18 protein-coding genes are annotated in these 19,809 nt (G+C 36.4%); 16 read left to right on the top strand and 2 right to left on the bottom strand.

The features are described 5' to 3' along the window. Window positions 1-237 precede the first annotated feature (237 nt). Window positions 238-1,023: a 16S rRNA (adenine(1518)-N(6)/adenine(1519)-N(6))-dimethyltransferase RsmA gene (gene rsmA / locus ABD692_RS10480; RefSeq protein WP_344767080.1), complete on the bottom strand. Its 786-nt coding sequence runs from the start codon at window positions 1,021-1,023 to the stop codon at window positions 238-240. A 157-nt stretch (window positions 1,024-1,180) separates the two neighbouring features. Between rsmA and pdxA the strand changes: the two genes are divergently transcribed. The 16 genes from pdxA (at window position 1,181) to ade (ending at window position 18,886) form a co-directional block, all read left to right on the top strand. Beyond that, on the top strand, window positions 1,181-2,260 hold the full coding sequence (gene pdxA, locus ABD692_RS10475; protein ID WP_344766767.1) for a 4-hydroxythreonine-4-phosphate dehydrogenase PdxA: 1,080 nt from the start codon (window positions 1,181-1,183) through the stop codon (window positions 2,258-2,260). A 279-nt stretch (window positions 2,261-2,539) separates the two neighbouring features. Beyond that, entirely contained in the window at window positions 2,540-3,715 is a 1,176-nt protein-coding gene (locus tag ABD692_RS10470; RefSeq protein WP_344766765.1) for an MFS transporter, read from the top strand. Window positions 3,716-3,864: 149 nt separating this feature from the next. Then, window positions 3,865-4,704: a sulfurtransferase gene (locus ABD692_RS10465; RefSeq protein WP_344766763.1), complete on the top strand. Its 840-nt coding sequence runs from the start codon at window positions 3,865-3,867 to the stop codon at window positions 4,702-4,704. A gap of 4 nt (window positions 4,705-4,708) precedes the next feature. Continuing rightward, window positions 4,709-5,464, top strand: a complete 756-nt coding sequence (locus tag ABD692_RS10460) for a hypothetical protein (protein ID WP_344766761.1) — start codon at window positions 4,709-4,711, stop codon at window positions 5,462-5,464. A gap of 239 nt (window positions 5,465-5,703) precedes the next feature. Continuing rightward, window positions 5,704-6,234 carry a YceD family protein gene (locus ABD692_RS10455; RefSeq protein ID WP_316756066.1) on the top strand — a complete coding sequence of 177 codons (531 nt, stop codon included), beginning with the start codon at window positions 5,704-5,706 and terminating at the stop codon, window positions 6,232-6,234. A 15-nt stretch (window positions 6,235-6,249) separates the two neighbouring features. Beyond that, window positions 6,250-6,441 (top strand): 50S ribosomal protein L32, encoded by a 192-nt coding sequence (rpmF, locus tag ABD692_RS10450; protein WP_025143959.1) that lies wholly within the window; start codon window positions 6,250-6,252, stop codon window positions 6,439-6,441. Between the two features lie 101 nt (window positions 6,442-6,542). Further along, entirely contained in the window at window positions 6,543-7,481 is a 939-nt protein-coding gene (plsX, locus tag ABD692_RS10445) for a phosphate acyltransferase PlsX (RefSeq protein WP_316756058.1), read from the top strand. A gap of 9 nt (window positions 7,482-7,490) precedes the next feature. After that, window positions 7,491-8,486, top strand: coding sequence for a beta-ketoacyl-ACP synthase III (locus ABD692_RS10440; protein WP_316756056.1), 996 nt, complete (start codon window positions 7,491-7,493; stop codon window positions 8,484-8,486). A gap of 146 nt (window positions 8,487-8,632) precedes the next feature. Continuing rightward, window positions 8,633-9,109: an acetyl-CoA carboxylase biotin carboxyl carrier protein gene (gene accB / locus ABD692_RS10435; protein ID WP_316756054.1), complete on the top strand. Its 477-nt coding sequence runs from the start codon at window positions 8,633-8,635 to the stop codon at window positions 9,107-9,109. Window positions 9,110-9,239: 130 nt separating this feature from the next. Then, a complete protein-coding gene (accC, locus tag ABD692_RS10430; RefSeq protein ID WP_316756052.1) occupies window positions 9,240-10,580 on the top strand; it encodes an acetyl-CoA carboxylase biotin carboxylase subunit in 1,341 nt (446 codons plus the stop codon). 70 nt (window positions 10,581-10,650) lie between these two features. Beyond that, a complete protein-coding gene (gene tatC, locus ABD692_RS10425) occupies window positions 10,651-11,535 on the top strand; it encodes a twin-arginine translocase subunit TatC (RefSeq protein ID WP_316756050.1) in 885 nt (294 codons plus the stop codon). A 46-nt stretch (window positions 11,536-11,581) separates the two neighbouring features. Beyond that, entirely contained in the window at window positions 11,582-12,019 is a 438-nt protein-coding gene (gene rpiB / locus ABD692_RS10420; RefSeq protein ID WP_344766755.1) for a ribose 5-phosphate isomerase B, read from the top strand. A gap of 30 nt (window positions 12,020-12,049) precedes the next feature. Continuing rightward, complete coding sequence (locus ABD692_RS10415; RefSeq protein ID WP_344766753.1) at window positions 12,050-13,684, top strand: M28 family peptidase; 1,635 nt, start codon at window positions 12,050-12,052, stop codon at window positions 13,682-13,684. 90 nt (window positions 13,685-13,774) lie between these two features. Further along, on the top strand, window positions 13,775-15,163 hold the full coding sequence (locus ABD692_RS10410; protein ID WP_344766751.1) for a LutB/LldF family L-lactate oxidation iron-sulfur protein: 1,389 nt from the start codon (window positions 13,775-13,777) through the stop codon (window positions 15,161-15,163). A gap of 18 nt (window positions 15,164-15,181) precedes the next feature. Beyond that, on the top strand, window positions 15,182-17,158 hold the full coding sequence (locus ABD692_RS10405) for an alpha-ketoacid dehydrogenase subunit alpha/beta (RefSeq protein WP_344766749.1): 1,977 nt from the start codon (window positions 15,182-15,184) through the stop codon (window positions 17,156-17,158). A gap of 90 nt (window positions 17,159-17,248) precedes the next feature. After that, on the top strand, window positions 17,249-18,886 hold the full coding sequence (ade, locus tag ABD692_RS10400; RefSeq protein ID WP_344766748.1) for an adenine deaminase: 1,638 nt from the start codon (window positions 17,249-17,251) through the stop codon (window positions 18,884-18,886). 108 nt (window positions 18,887-18,994) lie between these two features. Here the strand turns inward: ade and ABD692_RS10395 are convergent, their stop codons facing one another. Beyond that, window positions 18,995-19,612: a SprT-like domain-containing protein gene (locus ABD692_RS10395; protein WP_344766747.1), complete on the bottom strand. Its 618-nt coding sequence runs from the start codon at window positions 19,610-19,612 to the stop codon at window positions 18,995-18,997. Window positions 19,613-19,809 lie beyond the last annotated feature (197 nt).

Genomic DNA, 19,809 nt, shown 5'->3' with positions numbered 1-19,809 from the left:
ATCCTTTATTGAAACTTATAATTTGTAGCGCAAAAACAGTACAACTATTATCGTTCGTCCTGCTTTGCGCTATATTTTTTGCTTTAGTCCTAGCTCGAAAACCCTTTCAAAGCAAAAAATGCCGCTTCAATCAGGGCTATTTAACTCAGGTATTTGCAAATCCCCTCAATTTGTACAAACCTGTGTAATCAAAAACACACTGCCGAAACCAAAAAGTACAGAAATTTACTTTAAAAATTAAGCTTCCATCAACTTGCTTACATGTTGTGTAAGTGCTACAAAATCTGCAACGGTTAATTGTTCTGCCCTTTTTTCGAAGTAAATATGATTATCCATTTTATCTTTTGGCATTACAGCCGAAACCGCATTTCGCAATGTTTTTCTGCGTTGATTAAAACCAGCTTTAACTACACGCCAAAATAGTTTTTCATCGCAATCCAATGTTTCCACCTCGTTTCGGGTTAAACGAATTATAGCCGAATGAACTTTTGGTGGTGGATTAAATGTTCCAGGCTTAACTGTAAACAAGTATTCGATTTTGTAATAAGCTTGAAGAAAAACGCTTAAAATACCATAATCTTTCGTTCCTGCTGGCGAAGCGCAACGTTGCGCAACTTCTTTCTGAAACATACCAACCATTTCGACAACCTTATGGCGATTATCTAAAATTTTAAATAAAATTTGTGAAGATATGTTGTAAGGAAAGTTACCAATAATGGCAAAATGGCCAGGAAAAGTATCGTCGAAATTCATTTTAAGAAAATCGCCATTTATTAAACGATCGCCCAACTGAGGATATTTCTCATTCAGAAAGTGATAAGACTCCGTATCTATATCAATAAGGTAAGTTTGTAAATCCTCGCGTTGCAGCAAAAAATCAGAAAGAATACCCATTCCAGGGCCAACTTCCAAAACCTGATTATACTGATCAGTACGCACCAAACTTTCTACAATGCGCTTAGCAATGCCTTTATCGGTTAAAAAATGCTGCCCTAAATGTTTCTTTGCTTTTACTAAACTCATATCACCCCAAACCCCTAAAGAGGCTTTAAAATTTAAAATTACCAGCAAAGATAGGCTTATTATTCCTTTGCGAATAACTTCGTGTTCTTTACGGTTTCATTTTTTTTAAAGTCTTTAATCGAAAATCAGTAATTTGCGCTAAAATTTTCCAGTAATTATGAGCAATAAACTTAAAATTGGCATCAGTATAGGCGACGTGAACGGCATAGGTTTAGAGGTAATCATCAAAACATTATCCAACCCTGCAATTTTAAATTATTGTACACCAATTGTTTACGGCCATACAAAGGTTTCTTCCTTCCACAGAAAGGCAAATAACCTTGGCGATTTCAGTTTTAATGTAATTAATCACGCTAATCAAGCGCAGCTTAAAAAAGCAAATATGATTAATTGCTGGGAAGAAGATGTTAAAATAGAGCTGGGGCAGGTAACCGAAACAGGCGGAAAATATGCGCTTTTATCATTAGAAAGAGCTACAGCCGATTTGGTAAATGGCGATATCGATGCTCTGGTTACGGCTCCGATCAATAAACACAACATACAATCAGAAACCTTTGCTTTTCCAGGTCACACCGAATATTTGCAAGAAAAAAGTGGCAGTAAAGATGTATTAATGTTCTTAATCAGCGAAAATTTAAGGGTTGGTGTAGTTACTGGCCATATTCCAGTTAAGGATGTTCCGACAAATATTACCAAAGAAAAAATTCTCAGCAAGCTAAAACTGATTAATGATAGTTTAAAAAAAGATTTTTGGATTGAAAAACCGAAAATTGCCGTTTTAGGTTTAAATCCACACGCAAGCGATAATGGTTTATTAGGAGCGGAAGAAGCTGAAATTATTACTCCAGCAATTCAAGAAGCTTACGATAAAGGCATGATGGTTTTTGGCCCATATCCTGCCGATGGCTTTTTCGGAAACGGAAGCTACAAAAAATTCGATGCGGTATTGGCTATGTACCACGATCAGGGTTTAATCCCTTTCAAAACATTGGCTTTTCACAATGGCGTTAATTATACGGCTGGCTTAAATTTCGTGCGCACCTCTCCCGATCATGGCACAGGTTACGATATCGCAGGTAAAGATCTAGCCGATTCAACCTCATTTACCGAAGCTTTATTTTCGGCAATTCATATTGTTAAAAATCGTAGAGAGCAAGAGGAAATGTTAAGCGGTCAGTTGCGTACGGGTGGCAAAGTTGTAGAAACACAGTTCGATATTAAAGACGATGCTTCTTAGGCAGAAAGATTAAAGCCTAAGGCCAAACTTAACTGTTCAAAGATTTCTTAGGTGTAAAATAATTTGTAAAGCAAGTACAGTATTCCATTGGCTGCATCAGTACTGCTATGCGTTACAATCTTTTTTAACTCCTGTCATTCTAAGGTACGAAGAATCTGTTTCATCGCATGCAAATGCTTCGTACCTCAGCATAACAGCACACTCAAGGTTACTGCAATCAAAAAAGTATTTCCACTTCTATCAGGTTTATTTTTATTAAAATTGTACATCAAATAAAAAATGAGCGGCACCAGCAATACTAAATTTGTCCTTCTAATCATCGTTATTTCGCAATTTCTTTGCACTTCCTTGTGGTTTGCAGGTAATGCAGTTCTGCCCGATATAATTAAAAATTTTCCCGCCGAATTAAATCTTTTAGCCAATTTAACCAGTATGGTTCAATTCGGTTTTATAGCTGGAACTTTAGTGTTTGCTATATTCGCCATATCCGATATTTTCGCCCCATCAAAGGTTTTCTTCGTTTGTGGTATCGCCGCTTCCATATTTAATTTAGGGATTTGCCTGGAGTTTTCTGATGTTAATTTATTGCTTTTATTCCGCTTTTTAACTGGCTTCATGCTTGCAGGAATTTATCCTGTCGGAATGAAAATTGCATCCGACTATTTTAAAGATGGCTTAGGCAAATCTTTAGGCTTTTTAGTCGGCGCTTTGGTTTTAGGCACCGCATTCCCACATTTATTAAAAACTTTTACTGCAGATTTTCCATGGAAATATGTAATCTACGCAACTTCAACACTATCATTAATCGGAGCAAGTTGTGTTTTCTTTTTAGTACCCAACGGGCCATTCAGAATGGCAGGACAAAAATTCGATTTTAGTGCCTGTTTAAGCGGATTTAAGAACATTAATTTCCGTTCAGCAGCATTTGGCTATTTCGGGCACATGTGGGAATTATACACGTTTTGGGCTTTCTTACCAGGAATACTTCTGCTTTACAAAAGCACGCATGATGTGGCTAAACTAAACGTTTCCTTATTTGCGTTTTTAATTATTGCATCGGGCGGCTTATCTTGTATGCTTGGAGGATTACTTTCTCAAAAGTTTGGAGCAAAAAAAATTGCAACTATCGCACTTTCTGTATCAGGTTTATGCTGCTTACTTTCTCCAATATTTCTTTTTGCCGATTCGGTTTATATCTTTTTCATGTTTTTATTTATCTGGGGTTTAGCCGCAACCGCCGACTCACCACTTTTTTCCTCATTAGTCGCCAAAAATGCGCCAGAACACTTAAGAGGAACCTCACTTACTTTAGTTAATTGTATTGGCTTTGCAATTACAATCGTAAGTATTCAGTTACTCAATATTTTGTCAAAGGAGATGAATTCGCATTATCTTTACATGGTTTTGGCAATCGGTCCGATTTTAGGGCTTTGGGCTTTATTAAAGAGAGCCTAAGAATTCGATTAATTGACCATAGGGTTTTCTTTTCTCATTGTCGAATCAATAAAATTCCTGAACTTTAAATAAACCAAAGGAAAACGAGTAAAACATTAGTTTAGCGTTTGCTTCTTAGATTAATTTATAGTGATACACACTTTATTTATATGCAAAATACACTATCACCAGTCATAAAACCCGAAGATTTAACCTGGTTAAATCAGGATGAAGAAATAATAATTATCGATGCCAGTGCTGGCTCAAAAACCAGGTATGATGAACAACATTTAACTGGAGCCTTATTTGTTGATGTGAATGAGGATTTGGCTGCCATCGGTGATTTCGCTGTTGGCGGTCGTCATCCACTACCATCCTTTGAACAATTTGCCACCGTTTTACAGAAACTCGGAATCACAAAAGATACACTTGTTATTGTTTACGATGATAAAAACGGTGGAAATGCTGCCGCTAGATTATGGTGGATGTTGCGGTCTATCGGGCACGAAAAAGTTCAGGTAATAGATGGAGGATTTCAAGCTGCTGTAAAAGCAGGTTTTCCTACAACAGGAAAAGCTGAAAATCCTAAATCGGTTGGCGTTTATCATATAAAATCGTGGAATCTACCTTTATCAAATATTGATGAAGTAGAAAATGTTGCAAAAACCAATGAATATTTAGTTATTGATGTGCGAGATGCAAATCGTTACGCTGGTTTAACAGAACCCATTGATTTAATTGCAGGTCATATTCCTGGTGCAACGAATATTCCATTTACTGAAAATCTGGATGCCGATGGCCGTTTTTTGGCCCCAGAAATACTTAGAGAGAAATACACCGAAGCTTTGGCTAATGTTAAGCCAGAAAATGTAATTGTACATTGTGGCTCGGGGATTACTGCTTGCCATACGCTTTTAGCTTTAGATTATGCAGGTTTACCAATCCCGAAGCTTTATGTTGGCTCTTGGAGCGAATGGAGCAGAAACAATAAAGAAATGATTTTGGCGTAATTATATGAATATAAGCAAATTAGCCCTCTTGTTTCTGCTTACGATGTCCAGCAAGACATTACACTCACAATCACAAGTATTACACCCAAAAACTGGTTCAGCTATTTATATAAAGAGTTCTAGAATTACAGATGAAAATGCTTTCAATCGAACTTCTGAATTATTTGTAAATCGTTTCCTTGACACTCTAAAGAAACAGTTCATAGCAGATAAATACAATATTAACGGAGATGTTGATACAAGTAAGGTGGCAAATACTATTGAACAACTCAAAGATATTTTGCCTCAAGAATTGTTCAGAACCGACATTAGCGAAAAAAATATTGATGATTTTGAAAATGACAAAGTAAGAAGTTATAGAATAGATCAACAGGATAAAAAAGAGCTTTTTCGTTACAATATTTCAGATGGGCGAGTTTACGATAGTTTTAATTCAGAAGAAATTATAGATTATTTCACCGCTGAGAAAGTCTTTTTTTTAAAAGAATTACCAACGGAGAGAAAAAATATTAAAGGGTATGATTGTTATAAAGTGATTTATAGATTTCATGAGCAATATTCTGATTCAGAAATTCCGACTCCTGATGTGAAAAATGAGAGAGTACTATGGGTAACAGATAAAATAATTTCACCGTTTCATTCCATTGTAAGGTCAAAACAGATCTTATCAAAATATTATCCCTTGGAAATAATCGACAAAATAATTGATGTAAATGGTTTCGAAACAAGTTACGTTATCGAGAGTATAAGTTTTAAATAAGAAATCTGCATCTACATATATCGTTAGACGAAAGCGGATGACAATCTGAGTAATCGAGTGAGCATCGAGGTTGTTAAACTTCCTATATTTCAATTTAAAACCGATTAAACTGATTCTCAAAAATTTATAATATAAGCTGTTCGATTAAAAAACGATGCTGATAACTCAACAATTTTTAAAAAACATTTTTTATCTAATTATTTTATACCTACATTTGCAGGCTAAAATTTTACAGTACTTTGAACCCGCTAAAAGAATTTTCAGTACCGTTTACCGGATTAAAATTGGGATCTCATCAGTTTGATTATGAGCTTGATGATGCCTTTTTTAATGCTTTCGAGTACTCTTTAATTAAAAGCGGAAACTTAAAAGTTAACCTGGAACTTGAGAAACAAGAAACCATGTTGCTTTTAAAATTTAAAGTTATTGGCACAGTAAATTTAGATTGCGATAAATGTTTATCGGAGTTTCCATTGCCAATAAATTTGTACGAAAGACAAATTGTAAAATTTGCAGGAGATGACTTAGAAAGTGATGACGAAGAAATTATCTCGCTAAGCCGTAAAGAAACTGCGATTGATATATCGAAACCGTTATACGAAATGATTAACGTAGCGGTGCCTTATATTAAAAACTGTGAGCAAGCTAACAAAGAATGTGATCAGGAAATGATTAATCGTTTAGAGAATTTATCTATCGATAATCAGCACGAAGAAAATGAACAAAATAGCGACCCACGTTGGGAAGCACTTAATAAGTTAAAAAAATAATTAGATTATACACCAATGGCACATCCAAAACGGAAAATCTCGAAACAGAGAAAAAATAAAAGAAGAACACACTACAAAGCAGTGACTCCTTCTTTAGCAACATGCTCAGCAACAGGTGCTATCCACGTACCTCACCGTGCATACAACGTTGATGGTAACCTATACTATAATGGTAAATTGGTTATCGAAAATACTCAAATCGGGTAATTTTCTTAAAAAATTGTTTGTGTTTTCAGCGGCTTTAGTCATACCTTAGTCAACTGAAAATTTTAGGATTTTACCTAATCTAACACAAACAGATTTTTTCTATGAAAATAGGCCTCGACATAATGGGCGGAGACTATGCTCCCAAAGCAATTGTTTTGGGAGCAATAGCAGCTCATCAATCGCTAAACGCTGGAGAACATTTAGTTCTAATTGGCGATACCGAACAGATTAAACCAATTCTTGCAGAAGAAGGTTTTAATCCAGATCATTTTGAATACGTTCATACTGATGAAGTAATTGGTATGGGCGAACATCCCACAAAAGCAATTGTTCAGAAACCTAATTCGAGCATAGCAGTTGGTTTTAACCTTTTAAAAGAAGGTAAGATCGATTCGTTTGCAAGCGCAGGTAATTCAGGAGCAATGTTAGTTGGCGCTGTTTTTAGCGTTAAAACTATCCCGGGCATTATCCGCCCATGTTTATGTTCAATTCTTCCGAAACTTAAAGGCGGCACAGGCTTACTTTTAGATGTTGGCGCTAATGCCGATTGCAAACCAGATATTCTATTACAATTTGGCGTTTTAGGTAGTTTATATGCAGAAAATTTATTGCAGATAAACGATCCAAGAGTTGCTTTAATGAATATTGGCGAAGAAGATGAAAAGGGAAATATGCTAAGCATGGCTACTTTTCCGTTAATGAAGGATACCAAATTATTCAACTTTGTAGGTAACGTAGAAGGACGTGATTTATTTAACGATAAATCGGATGTTATTGTTTGTGATGGTTTTACTGGAAACGTAATGCTTAAATTAGCAGAATCTTTTTATGTTATTACCATTAAAAAAGGATTGAAAGATGAGTTTTTCGATCGTTTTAATTATGAACAATACGGCGGCAGTCCAGTTTTAGGTGTTAACGCTCCTGTTGTTATCGGACACGGAATTTCTAGTCCTTTAGCAGTTAAAAATATGGTTCTTCAATCTAGAGAAATGATTACTACAGGATTGATTGAAAAAATTAGAATTGCATTTAAATAATTTATTAAAATGAGTAAAATTCACGCTGCTATTACGGCAGTAAATGGTTACGTCCCCGACTATGTGTTAACAAACACAGAGTTAGAAACTATGGTTGATACTTCGGATGAATGGATTACTAGCAGAACGGGAATTAAAGAACGTAGAATTTTAAAAGGTGAAGGTTTGGGTACTTCGGATATGGCAGTACATGCGGTAAACGGCTTACTTAAAAAGAGAGGCATCGATGCAAAAGAAATTGATTTAATTATTTTTTGCACAACTACCCCTGATTTTACTTTCCCTGCAACGGCAAACGTTTTAGCCGATAAAATCGGAGCAACAAATGCATGGGGTTACGACTTACAAGCAGCGTGTTCAGGTTTTATTTTCGGTCTTTCAACAGGTGCTTCGTTTATCGAATCGGGCAGACATAAAAAAGTATTGGTAGTTGGTGGCGATAAAATGTCTTCAATTATTAATTACGAAGATCGTACAACTTGTATAATTTTTGGTGATGGCTGTGGTTGCGCTTTATTAGAACCAAACGAAGAAGGTTTAGGCATTCAGGATTCAATTTTAAGAACCGATGGTTCTGGCAGAGATTTCTTAGGCATGAAAGCTGGAGGTTCTGTTCAACCGGCAACACACGAAAGCATCGATGCAAAATTACACTATGCACACCAAGAAGGACCAACTGTATTCAAATTTGCAGTTACAAATATGGCAGATGTTGCTGCAGAAATTATGGAACGTAACAGTTTAACATCTGATGATATTGCCTGGTTGGTACCTCACCAAGCTAATAAGCGTATTATCGATGCAACAGCAAATCGAATGGGTGTAACTACCGATAAGGTTATGATTAACATTGAACGTTACGGAAATACAACCAACGGAACCATTCCATTATGTTTATGGGAATGGGAAAGCCAGCTTAAAAAAGGCGATAACATTGTGTTAGCAGCGTTTGGTGGTGGTTTTACCTGGGGATCTATTTACCTTAAATGGGCGTACAATAGTTAGTTTTTAGTTGATTGATAAGGTTCTCAATAATTGAAAATCTTTCAAACAACAAAGAAGCCAAACACCCAAACAACAAAAAATAAAACAAAAAAAGTATAACTTAGTTAATTCAATAAACACTATTTTTTACATAACTAGCCTAAAAAATGGATATCAAACAAATACAGGAACTGATTAAATTTGTTTCTCGTTCTGGTGTAAATGAAGTTGCGATCGAGCAAGAAGATTTTAAAATCACCATTAAAACAAACCAAGCACCAACAGTTGTTCACGCTACGTTGCCTCAGGCACCACTTGTACAAGCGGCTGCTCCAGTTGCAACAGCACCTACAGCGCCGATTGCTGCTACACCTGTTGTTCCTGCTGCAGAAGATACTTCGAACTACATTACAATTAAGTCGCCAATGATTGGTACTTTCTACCGTTCATCGAGCCCTGACAAACCTATGTTTGTTAACGTTGGTGATGAAATTGGTACTGGTAAGGTAATTTGTATTATCGAAGCTATGAAACTTTTCAACGAAATCGAAAGTGAAGTTTCAGGTCGTATCGTTAAAATATTAGTTGATAATGCATCTCCAGTAGAGTATGATCAACCATTGTTTTTAGTAGAACCTATTTAGTAAACCGTCTTTTATTACGCCATGGTTTGTGGTTTCACAAATCAAATAACATATAAATGGTTCGTGGAAACACGAACCATGGTATTTAAAATTGTTTCCAATTGGAACAAAAGACGAAAACGAAAAAATTATGTTTAAAAAAATACTAATTGCCAACAGGGGTGAAATCGCTTTGCGTATTATTCGTACCTGTAAGGAAATGGGCATCAAAACGGTTGCTGTTTACTCTACTGCTGATAGAGAGAGTTTACACGTACGTTTTGCTGATGAGGCTGTTTGTATTGGTCCTCCTCCGAGTAAAGATTCTTATTTAAATATTCCAAATATTATTTCGGCTGCAGAATTAACTAATGCCGATGCAATTCATCCAGGTTACGGTTTTTTATCAGAAAATGCTAAATTTTCTAACATTTGCCGTGAGTATAACATCAAATTTATTGGTGCTACACCTGAGCAAATTAATGGAATGGGTGACAAAGCTTCTGCTAAAGAAACCATGAAAATTGCTGGTGTACCTACTATTCCAGGTTCAGAAGGCTTATTATCAAGCGTTAAAGAAGGTATCGCAATTGCGAACGAAATGGGTTATCCAGTAATACTTAAAGCAACTGCTGGTGGCGGTGGCCGAGGTATGCGTGTGGTATGGAAAGATGAAGATTTTGAAAACGCATGGGATAGCGCTCGTCAGGAATCTGGTGCTGCTTTTGGTAACGATGGATTATATTTAGAAAAATACATTGAAGATCCACGTCACATTGAAATCCAGATTATTGGCGATCAGTTTGGCAAAGCATGCCACTTATCAGAACGCGATTGTTCAATTCAACGTCGTCACCAAAAACTGGTAGAAGAATCTCCTTCGCCATTTATGACCGAAGAACTTCGTGTAAGAATGGGTGAAGCTGCTATTAAGGGCGCTATGGCTGTAAACTATGAAGGTGCTGGTACAATCGAATTTTTGGTTGATAAACACCGTAACTTCTACTTTATGGAGATGAATACCCGTATTCAGGTAGAACACCCAGTTACGGAAGAAGTAATTAATTTCGATTTAATTAAAGAACAAATTAAAGTTGCTGCAGGAATTCCAATTTCAGGAAAAAATTATTTCCCTGATATGCACGCAATCGAATGTCGTATTAATGCCGAAGATCCAGCAAATAATTTCCGTCCATCACCAGGCAGAATTACTAATTTCCACTCTCCAGGTGGGCATGGTGTAAGAGTAGATACTCATGTTTACGCAGGTTACTCTATTCCATCAAACTACGATTCGATGATTGCGAAGTTAATTTGCGTGGCACAAACTCGAGAAGAAGCAATTTGCACAATGGAGCGTGCGTTAGGCGAATTTGTAATTGAAGGTGTTAAAACAACAATTCCTTTCCACTTACAACTGATGAAAGACCCTAACTTTAGAGCAGGTAATTTCACTACAAAATTCATGGAAACATTCGAATTTTCAGAATAACATAAACTATTTCTATATTTAACACGTAAATACCATTCTATTCAAATAGAATGGTATTTTTGTTTTCAACATGAGCGACACTAAAGAAAAATCATCACTACTAAAAGCTATCGGTAACAAAGGGACAAACCTTGAGGCAGAAATGTCTTTTTTCGACCATCTCGATGTTCTTCGTAAGCACTTAATCAGAGCTGCCATTGCTATTGCTGTATTTACAGGTATTGCATTTTATTTTAACGAAGAAATATTAGATAAAATAATTTTCGGACCTAAAAAACCTGATTTCTGGACTTACAGAATGATGTGTAAATTAGCTGAAAACTTCCCATCTCTTGGAAAGGATATGTGTATTACCAAAATTAATGGCGAAATCATTAATACCGAAATGGCTGGTCAGTTTAACTTACAGTTAAATGTTTGCGTAATGTGTGGTATCGTTTTAGGTTTCCCTTATCTACTTTGGGAAATATGGCGCTTTGTAAAACCTGCCTTGCACGAAAAAGAACGCAAATCGGCAAGTGGGTTTGTCTTTTTTGCCTCACTCCTTTTTATAATTGGTATTCTTTTTGGTTATTTCATTATCTGTGCCCTATCAATTAATTTCTTAACTGGTTATACGGTTAGTTCGGAAATTAAAAATACATTTACAATAGATTCTTATGTTTCATCTATTTCAACCCTAACTTTAGGTACAGGAATTATTTTTGAGCTTCCGATAATCATATTTATTCTTTCAAAACTAGGTTTAATGACACCAAAGTTTATGAGAGCGAGCAGAAGATACGCAGTTGTAATTATCTTGATTATTGCAGCAATTGTAACCCCAACACCAGATATTTTAACAATGCTAACTGTGGCGGCGCCATTATTCTTGCTTTATGAGTTAAGTATTTTTGTTTCGGCTTACATCGAAAAAAAGAAGAAAAAGGCAGAGACAGCTTTCTATGCTAAATAACAAAAACATTACGAAGAGATTTCGTTATTCTCTATAAATTTGAAACATGCCAAATACAAAAATTAAAATTGCAATTGGTTCAGACCATGCAGGTTTTGATTACAAAGAAATTTTAAAAGATTTTCTATCAGATTACGATGTAAAAGATTTTGGACCGCATTCTTTGGATTCTGTAGATTATCCTGATTTTGCCCATCCTGTTGCATCTGCTGTAGAAAATGGCGATTTTAGATATGGCATTTTGCTTTGTGGCTCTGCCAACGGCGTAGCTATCACAGCAAACAAGCATCAACAGATTAGAGCTGGCCTATGTTGGACGAATGAAGTTGCTTCATTAGTTAGAAAACATAACGATGCTAATGTATTGTGTATTCCAGCAAGGTTTTTATCTGAAGAAGAAGCAAAAGTGATAGCGACGACATTTTTAAATACAGAGTTTGAAGGTGGTCGTCATCAAAACAGAGTAGATAAAATATCTTGCTAAGATCAAAAAACAACTAACTTTTACTACATAATGAATAAAAAATTTTTAACTCTTGGCGTTGCGTCGCTTCTTACCGCAAGTAGCTTCGCTCAAGTTAAACCTCTAGTTCCAAATAAGGATGCGATTAGGTTTAGTAAAGCCATAAATCCTGAAAATGGCTTTAAACATCTTTCTGTTTTAGCTTCTGATGAATATGAGGGTCGTGAAACGGGCAAGAAAGGTGCATGGATGGCTGCAGATTACATTCGCAACTATTTCAAATCTATTGGCTTAAAAGGGCCTGTTAATGGCGAATACTTCCAAAAAATTGATCTCGTTAACCTGATGCTTAAAGAAAGTCATGTAACTTTAAACGGACAGGTAAAAGATTATCAAAAAGATTATTTGGTACTACCGAATACAATTAGCGATAAAGGTTTTACATTTTCTAGCGATGAGGTTGTTTTTGTTGGTTACGGATTAAAAAAAGATAATTACGATGATTTTGCTGGCGTAGATATTAAAGGCAAAGTGATTATGATGTTCAGTAATGGCGATCCTACTCTCAAACAAGGAGAAAGAATGGATCGTAATGCTATGATGAAAATCCGTAAAGATCGAGCTGATTATTTGGCTCAGAACAATGTTAAGGCAATCATTACGATAGATCCAAATGTTGACAGACTTTCTGAGGCTTACAAAAAATACTTAAATGATGGCCAGGTTATGGTTAAAACCAAAAGCATGGCAGAAGCGCAAAAACAAAATGATGTGCCTCGCATTTCAATTTCATCAGCGTTAGCAAATGAAATTTTAAAAAGTACAAATACCACAGTTGCTGATTTGCAAAAGAAAATTATCGATAGCAAAACTCCAGCTTCACAAGTGTTAAATATTCCTTTTTCTGCGAGTGCGACAAAAACTGAAACTCCAGTAAGATGTGAAAATGTTTTAGGTTTCCTAGAAGGTTCTGATCCTAAATTAAAAAATGAAGTGCTAGTTTTAACTGGTCATTACGATCACATTGGATTAGTTAATGATCCGAATGCAAAAGATAAGGTAAATAATGGTGCTGATGATGATGGTTCTGGTACAACGGGCGTTTTGTTAATGGCTAAAGCATTTACCGATGCTAAAAAAGCAGGTAAAGGTCCAAAACGCAGCATTTTATTCATGACAGTAGTTGGTGAAGAAAAAGGCTTATGGGGTTCTGATTGGTATTCAGAGCATCCAGTATTTCCTGTTGAGAACACTATCGCAAATTTAAATACTGATATGATTGGTCGTATTGGCGAAGAATACTTAGGTAAGCCAGATTCTGCAAACTACATTTACTCAATCGGCTCAAATATGTTAAGCAGCGATTTAGGCAAATTAAGTGAACAAGTGAATGCAACTTACACTAAAATGAAATTGGATTATAAATACGATGACCCTAAAGATACTGAGCGTATTTATTACCGTTCAGATCATTATAATTTTGCTAAACTAGGTATTCCTATCATTTTTTATTATGACGGAATGTTGCAACAAGACTACCACAAACCTGGTGATGAGGTAAGCAAAATTAATTTCCCTTTATTGGCAAAAAGAGCTCAATTAACTTACTATACCGCATGGGAATTAGCTAATCAAGCTAAACGACCAGTTGTTGATATGGACGGAGCTGGACATCCAAAGAAATAATAAAGTCAAAATACTAAGCCCCGACATTTCAATCGGGGCTTTTTTATGCACAATACTTTTCGTGCCTGCTTAAATTCATATCTTTGATTTATGATCAAAACTGCCGAGGAATTTTTAGAGAAGTCTGATGAGAAAGCTTTCGATTTGCCGCATCGTAAAACCATAAACTATAATATTGGTAAATACAATACGGCTGTTGAACGTGGTTTATCAAAATTCGAAAATCTCGAAGCATCAAAAAAGAAGGCTCACGTTATTAAATGGCGTGTAATGGAAAATCTCGATAAGTTTTTACCTGAATTCGAATCGAATTTTCAGCGAAGAGGTGGTAAGGTAATTTGGGCAAATGATGCGGCAGAAGCTCAACAGGAAATTCTAAACATCATCAAAAGGAACAACGGAAAAACAGTTATCAAATCAAAATCGATGACGACCGAAGAAATTCATTTGAATGATTTTCTGGAAAGTAATCAAATCGAATCTTTAGAAAGTGATTTAGGCGAATACATTGTTCAGCTACTTGGGCAGGCGCCATATCATATCGTTACGCCTGCAATGCATTTAAGCGCAACTGATATTGCTAAATTATTTCATGATAAATTCGGAACACCGATTGATGCTACGCCACCTCAATTGGTTCAAAAAGCGAGGGAATTACTTCGTGACAAATATTTGAATGCTGATATCGGCATCAGTGGCGGAAACTTTTTAATCGCTGATACTGGAAGTATTGCCATCACAGAAAATGAAGGTAATGCTCGATTAAGTACCACATTTCCGAAAATACATATTGCAATTGTGGGTATCGAAAAGATTATTCCATCGATGGCTGATTTGGATTTGTTTTGGCCATTATTGGCTTCTCATGGAACAGGGCAAAATTTAACGGTTTACAATACAATTTTGAGTGGACCTCGTCAACCCAATGAAACAGATGGACCAGAAGAAATGTATGTGATCCTTCTTGATAACGGGCGAACAAATTTATTAGCTCAAAAAGATCAACGACAAGGTTTATATTGCATTCGTTGTGGCGCTTGTTTAAATGCTTGTCCTGTTTATAAAAATATTGGTGGCCATACTTACAATACGACTTACAGTGGCCCAATCGGTTCGGTTATTACGCCGCATTTAAAAGGCATGGAAGAGTTTAAACACTTAAGTTATGCCTCAAGTTTGTGCGGAAAATGTTCTGAAGTTTGTCCTGTTAAAATCGATATTCATAAAATGTTATTGCTCAATCGCCGAGATGCAGCAGCGACACATGAAAATGGTAAGGTAGAGGAAATGGGCTGGGGAATGTTTAACCGAATGATGCAAAAACGAAAGTGGATGGATTTTTTCGGTGGAAAATTCAAAAACTTCATGCTTAAAACATTTTTCAAAAAAAGCTGGGGAAAATATAGAGAAATGCCAAAAGTTGCCGATAAATCATTCTCAAAACAATTTGAAGAGATGAAGAAGCAGAAGGAATCTTAAAACAAATAAAAACCAAATATGCAATTTAACCGCGGCAACAAAGACGACTCATTCCTCCTAAATTTATATAAAAGATTGCTTTACCCTCGAATGATTGAGGATAAAATGCTTAAACTTTTACGACAGGGCAGAATTGGCAAATGGTTTTCGGGTATTGGACAAGAAGCCATTGCCGTTGGTTCTACATTAGCTATGCAAAGCGATGAATATATATTACCCATGCATCGCAATTTGGGCGTTTTCACAACCAGAGATATTCCGCTAAAAAAATTAATGGCACAATGGCAGGGTAAAGCAACAGGTTTTACCAAAGGCCGCGACCGCTCATTTCATTTTGGTACGCAAGATTATAGAATTATTGGGATGATTTCTCATCTCGGTCCACAGATGGCATTAGCAGACGGTATTGCATTGGCAGATCTTTTGGCTGGGAAACAAAAAGCAACACTGGTTTACACGGGCGAAGGTGCTACCAGCGAGGGCGATTTCCATGAGGCAGTTAATGTTGCGGCAGTTTGGAATTTACCTGTGATTTTTCTTATTGAAAATAATGGTTATGGGTTATCAACACCAAAATCAGAGCAGTTTAGATGCAAAAATTTAGTAGATAAAGCTATAGGTTATGGTATAGAAGGTAGGCAAATTGATGGTAATAATATTCTGGAAGTTTACGATACGATCAATCAACTGGCAAGTGAAATTCGCAGAGACCCACGCCCAATTTTACTGGAATGCCTGACGTTTAGAATGCGTGGGCATGAAGAAGCATCGGGCACAAAATATGTTCCTCAAGAATTATTTGATGAATGGGAAAAGAAAGATCCATTGCGCAATTATGAAACTTATCTAATTGAAGAGGGGATTTTAACAGCTGATTCAATCATAGATATTAGAGCGGGAATCAAAAAAAACATTGAACTGGAAGTTGAGGAAGCATTTGATGAACCCGAACCAGAGGTAAGTTCAGCACTAGAGGAAAGCGATATGTACTTCCCTTATGAACAAACAGTAATTGATCCAAATCAATCTCAAACAGAAAAGAGATATTTAGACGCGATAACAGATGCGTTAGATTTAGCAATGCAGAAATATCCAAATCTGGTTTTAATGGGACAGGATATTGCTGATTATGGTGGCGCATTTAAAATTACTGATGGTTTTACTGCCAAGTATGGCAAAGGCCGGGTTCGTAACACACCAATTTGCGAATCGGCAATTGTCGGCGCAGGTTTGGGCTTATCAATAAATGGATATAAAGCCGTGGTAGAAATGCAATTTGCCGATTTTGTTACCGTGGGTTTTAATCAAATTGTAAATAATTTAGCTAAAACTCACTACCGTTGGGGCGAAAAAGCCGATGTTGTAGTTCGTATGCCTACGGGTGCGGGAACTGGCGCAGGTCCTTTCCATTCGCAAAGTAATGAGGCTTGGTTTACCAAAACACCAGGTTTGAAAGTTGTTTATCCAGCTTTTCCTGAGGATGCAAAAGGCTTGCTGCTTGCCGCAATTGAAGACCCAAATCCTGTTTTATATTTTGAGCATAAATATTTATACAGAAGTTTAACTTCGCCAATTCCTGATGGTTATTACACCACTGAAATTGGCAAGGCTGTTACACTGAAAACAGGTGGGAAATTTGCTATTATCACTTATGGTTTAGGCGTTCATTGGGCATTGGATTACCTGAAAAACAATCCTGAAAGTGATGCAACACTAATTGATTTAAGGACTTTACAACCTTGGGATAAGGAAACTGTTCGCGATGCAGTAAAATCTACTGGGAGAGTTTTAATCTTACATGAAGACACACTGACCAACGGCTTTGGTGCAGAAATTTCTGCGTGGATTGGCGAACATTGTTTCCAATATTTGGACGCACCCGTATTGCGTTGCGCCAGTTTGGATACTGCAATTCCAATGAATAAAGCACTAGAAGATGAGTTTTTGGCCAAGGCAAGATTGACAGAAACGATAGAAAAATTATTAAAATATTAAATTATTTTGCCACGGAAACACAGAAATCACAGAAGTTATAATTTCGATTCCGTGTCAATCCGTGTTTCCGTGGCTAATTCATACATAGCAATGAGCAATTTTAAAATCCAGGGAAACATAGTAGATACCACAAAGCGAAATATTTTCTTTGGCGAAGTTGAGATAGAGGATGGGAAAATTAAATCCATTAATAAAATTTCAGAAATAAAAGATAAAACTCATTTTATCCTCCCAGGATTTATTGACAGTCACGTTCACATAGAAAGTAGCATGCTTATTCCGAGCGAATTTGCGAGGTTGGCGGTTGTGCATGGAACGGTTGCTACCATTAGCGACCCCCATGAAATTGCTAATGTTTGTGGCATGGAAGGCGTTGAATTTATGATTGAAAATGGCAATACCGTTCCTTTTAAATTCAATTTTGGTGCGCCAAGTTGTGTTCCTGCTACTATTTTTGAAACTGCTGGTGCCGAACTAAATCACAATGATGTTAGATCACTTTTAGAACGCCCAGAAATAAAATACCTGAGTGAAATGATGAATTTCCCTGGTGTGCTTTATAAAGATGAAGAAGTTTTAAAAAAGATTGCTGCTGCGCATGAATTGGGCAAACCCGTTGATGGACATGCACCAGGCTTACGTGGCGATGCGGTACAACAATACATCGATGCAGGGATTTCCACCGACCACGAGTGTTTTACTGCCGAAGAAGCTTTAGATAAACTTCAACGCGGCATGAAAATTCTGATTCGTGAAGGAAGTGCCGCCAAAAATTTTGACGCATTAATTGATTTGCTAAATGATTGGCCAGAAATGATGATGTTTTGCAGTGACGATAAACATCCAGATAGCTTGGTTGAAAATCACATAAACGAACTTTGTGCAAGAGCTGTAGCTAAAGGAATTGACATTTTCAACGTGTTGCAAGCGGCTTGCATCAATCCTATTCTTCATTATAAATTAGATGTTGGCGCATTACAAATTGGCGATTATGCCGATTTTGTTGTCGCTGAAGATTTGGTAAACTTCAAAATAAAGCAAACCTACATAGATGGCGTTTTACTTTCTGAAAATGGCAACACTGTTGGCGATTGGGTAAAACATAACAAGGATAAAGAATCTGTAAATCATTTCGATTGCAATTTTAAAAAAGTAGAAGACTTTGTTTATCCATATCAAAAACAAGATGAAATCCCAGTAATTGAGGCTTTGGATGGTCAATTAATTACCAATAAGCTCACTGCTAAGCCAAAAGTTTCAAACGGAAACATCATTAGTGATTTAGAAAAGGATGTGTTGAAAATGGTTGTTGTTAATCGGTACCACGAAGCGCCAATTGCCATTTCATTCGTTAAAAATTTCGGAATGAAACATGGAGCAATTGCATCTAGTGTTGCTCATGATAGTCATAACATTATTGCAGTAGGTGTGGATGATCTAAGCATTTGCGAAGCCGTTAATTTAGTCATCAAAGAAACTGGTGGTGTAGTGGCTGTTGGCAATGGAAAGGAAGAAGTGTTGGCTTTACCTGTTGCTGGTTTAATGAGTAATCATAACGGCTATGAAGTTGCACAACGTTATACTTCAATTGATCAGTTTGCGAAAGATTTAGGTTCAACTTTGGTCGCGCCTTTTATGACACTTTCTTTTATGGCATTGCTGGTTATTCCGCATTTAAAATTGAGCGATAAAGGTTTATTTGATGGCGACAAATTTGAGTTTGTATAATCAATTTTTCGTCAGTGCGGGGCACGAAGTAATATTAAGCTTTGGGGCGCTATATTGTGGCCGTTATAGGATCGCTTCGTGCCTCGCAATGACGACCGTAAATATCAATTATTTAACGTACTCCAGCACAAATACCTCTGCCAGAGGATTAAAAAGATATATTCTTTTATCATCCAAACAAACACAACGATAACGCTTTCTAATGCGTTCGCCTTTAGTAAAACGGCGACCATCTTTAATTTTGAAAATCGTATTAAGCGGTAGTTGCTCTAAATGTAAGGTTTCAACTTGATTGGAATCATATTTTTTTAACGCTCTTGATAAACTCAAATCTGAGCAGCTTGATGCTGCTGGATTAGACATGTAATTGTCAATGGCTTTATGAATATCATCAGGAAAAATATTCATTTCAAAAAATGGAACCATCATCCGTTGGAAGTTTTTCTTCCATTCTCCGCCGTGTGGTTTTACTTTATTTTTGAAATCGTTCCAGGTTAAAAGGTGTGCAAATTCATGTACGGTTGTAACAAGAAAAGCATAGTGATTTAAATTGAAATTTACCGAAATTCGGTGGCCTTTATCGCGGTAGGGATGGCGATAATCGCCCAGTTTGGTAGAACGGGTTTTAGCGATTTTGAATTCGCACTGAAAATAATCTATCCACTTTGCAATTAGCGGCGCTGCCTCAGCAGGCATGTATTGCGCTAAAAGGTTAACTTTCTCCACAATGCTAAGATAATTGTTTTTATTAATTTAACCACAGAGGGCACTAAGTTTTCACAGATTACACCGAGATTTGTTAATAGCCATTTAGTACTTGCTTGATTCCATCTTTTAATTTCAAGACATTAAAATTCATCAATAGATCAAACCTGAATGAACATTTATTGCAAGTCCAATAATTGTTCTTTATAACAAATCTT

Origin of the sequence: Pedobacter ginsengiterrae (assembly GCF_039537385.1) — a bacterium.
GTDB classification, from domain to species: domain Bacteria; phylum Bacteroidota; class Bacteroidia; order Sphingobacteriales; family Sphingobacteriaceae; genus Pedobacter; species Pedobacter ginsengiterrae.
Note: the sequence above shows the minus strand (reverse complement) of the source record. Positions and strands in the feature narration are given on the sequence as shown.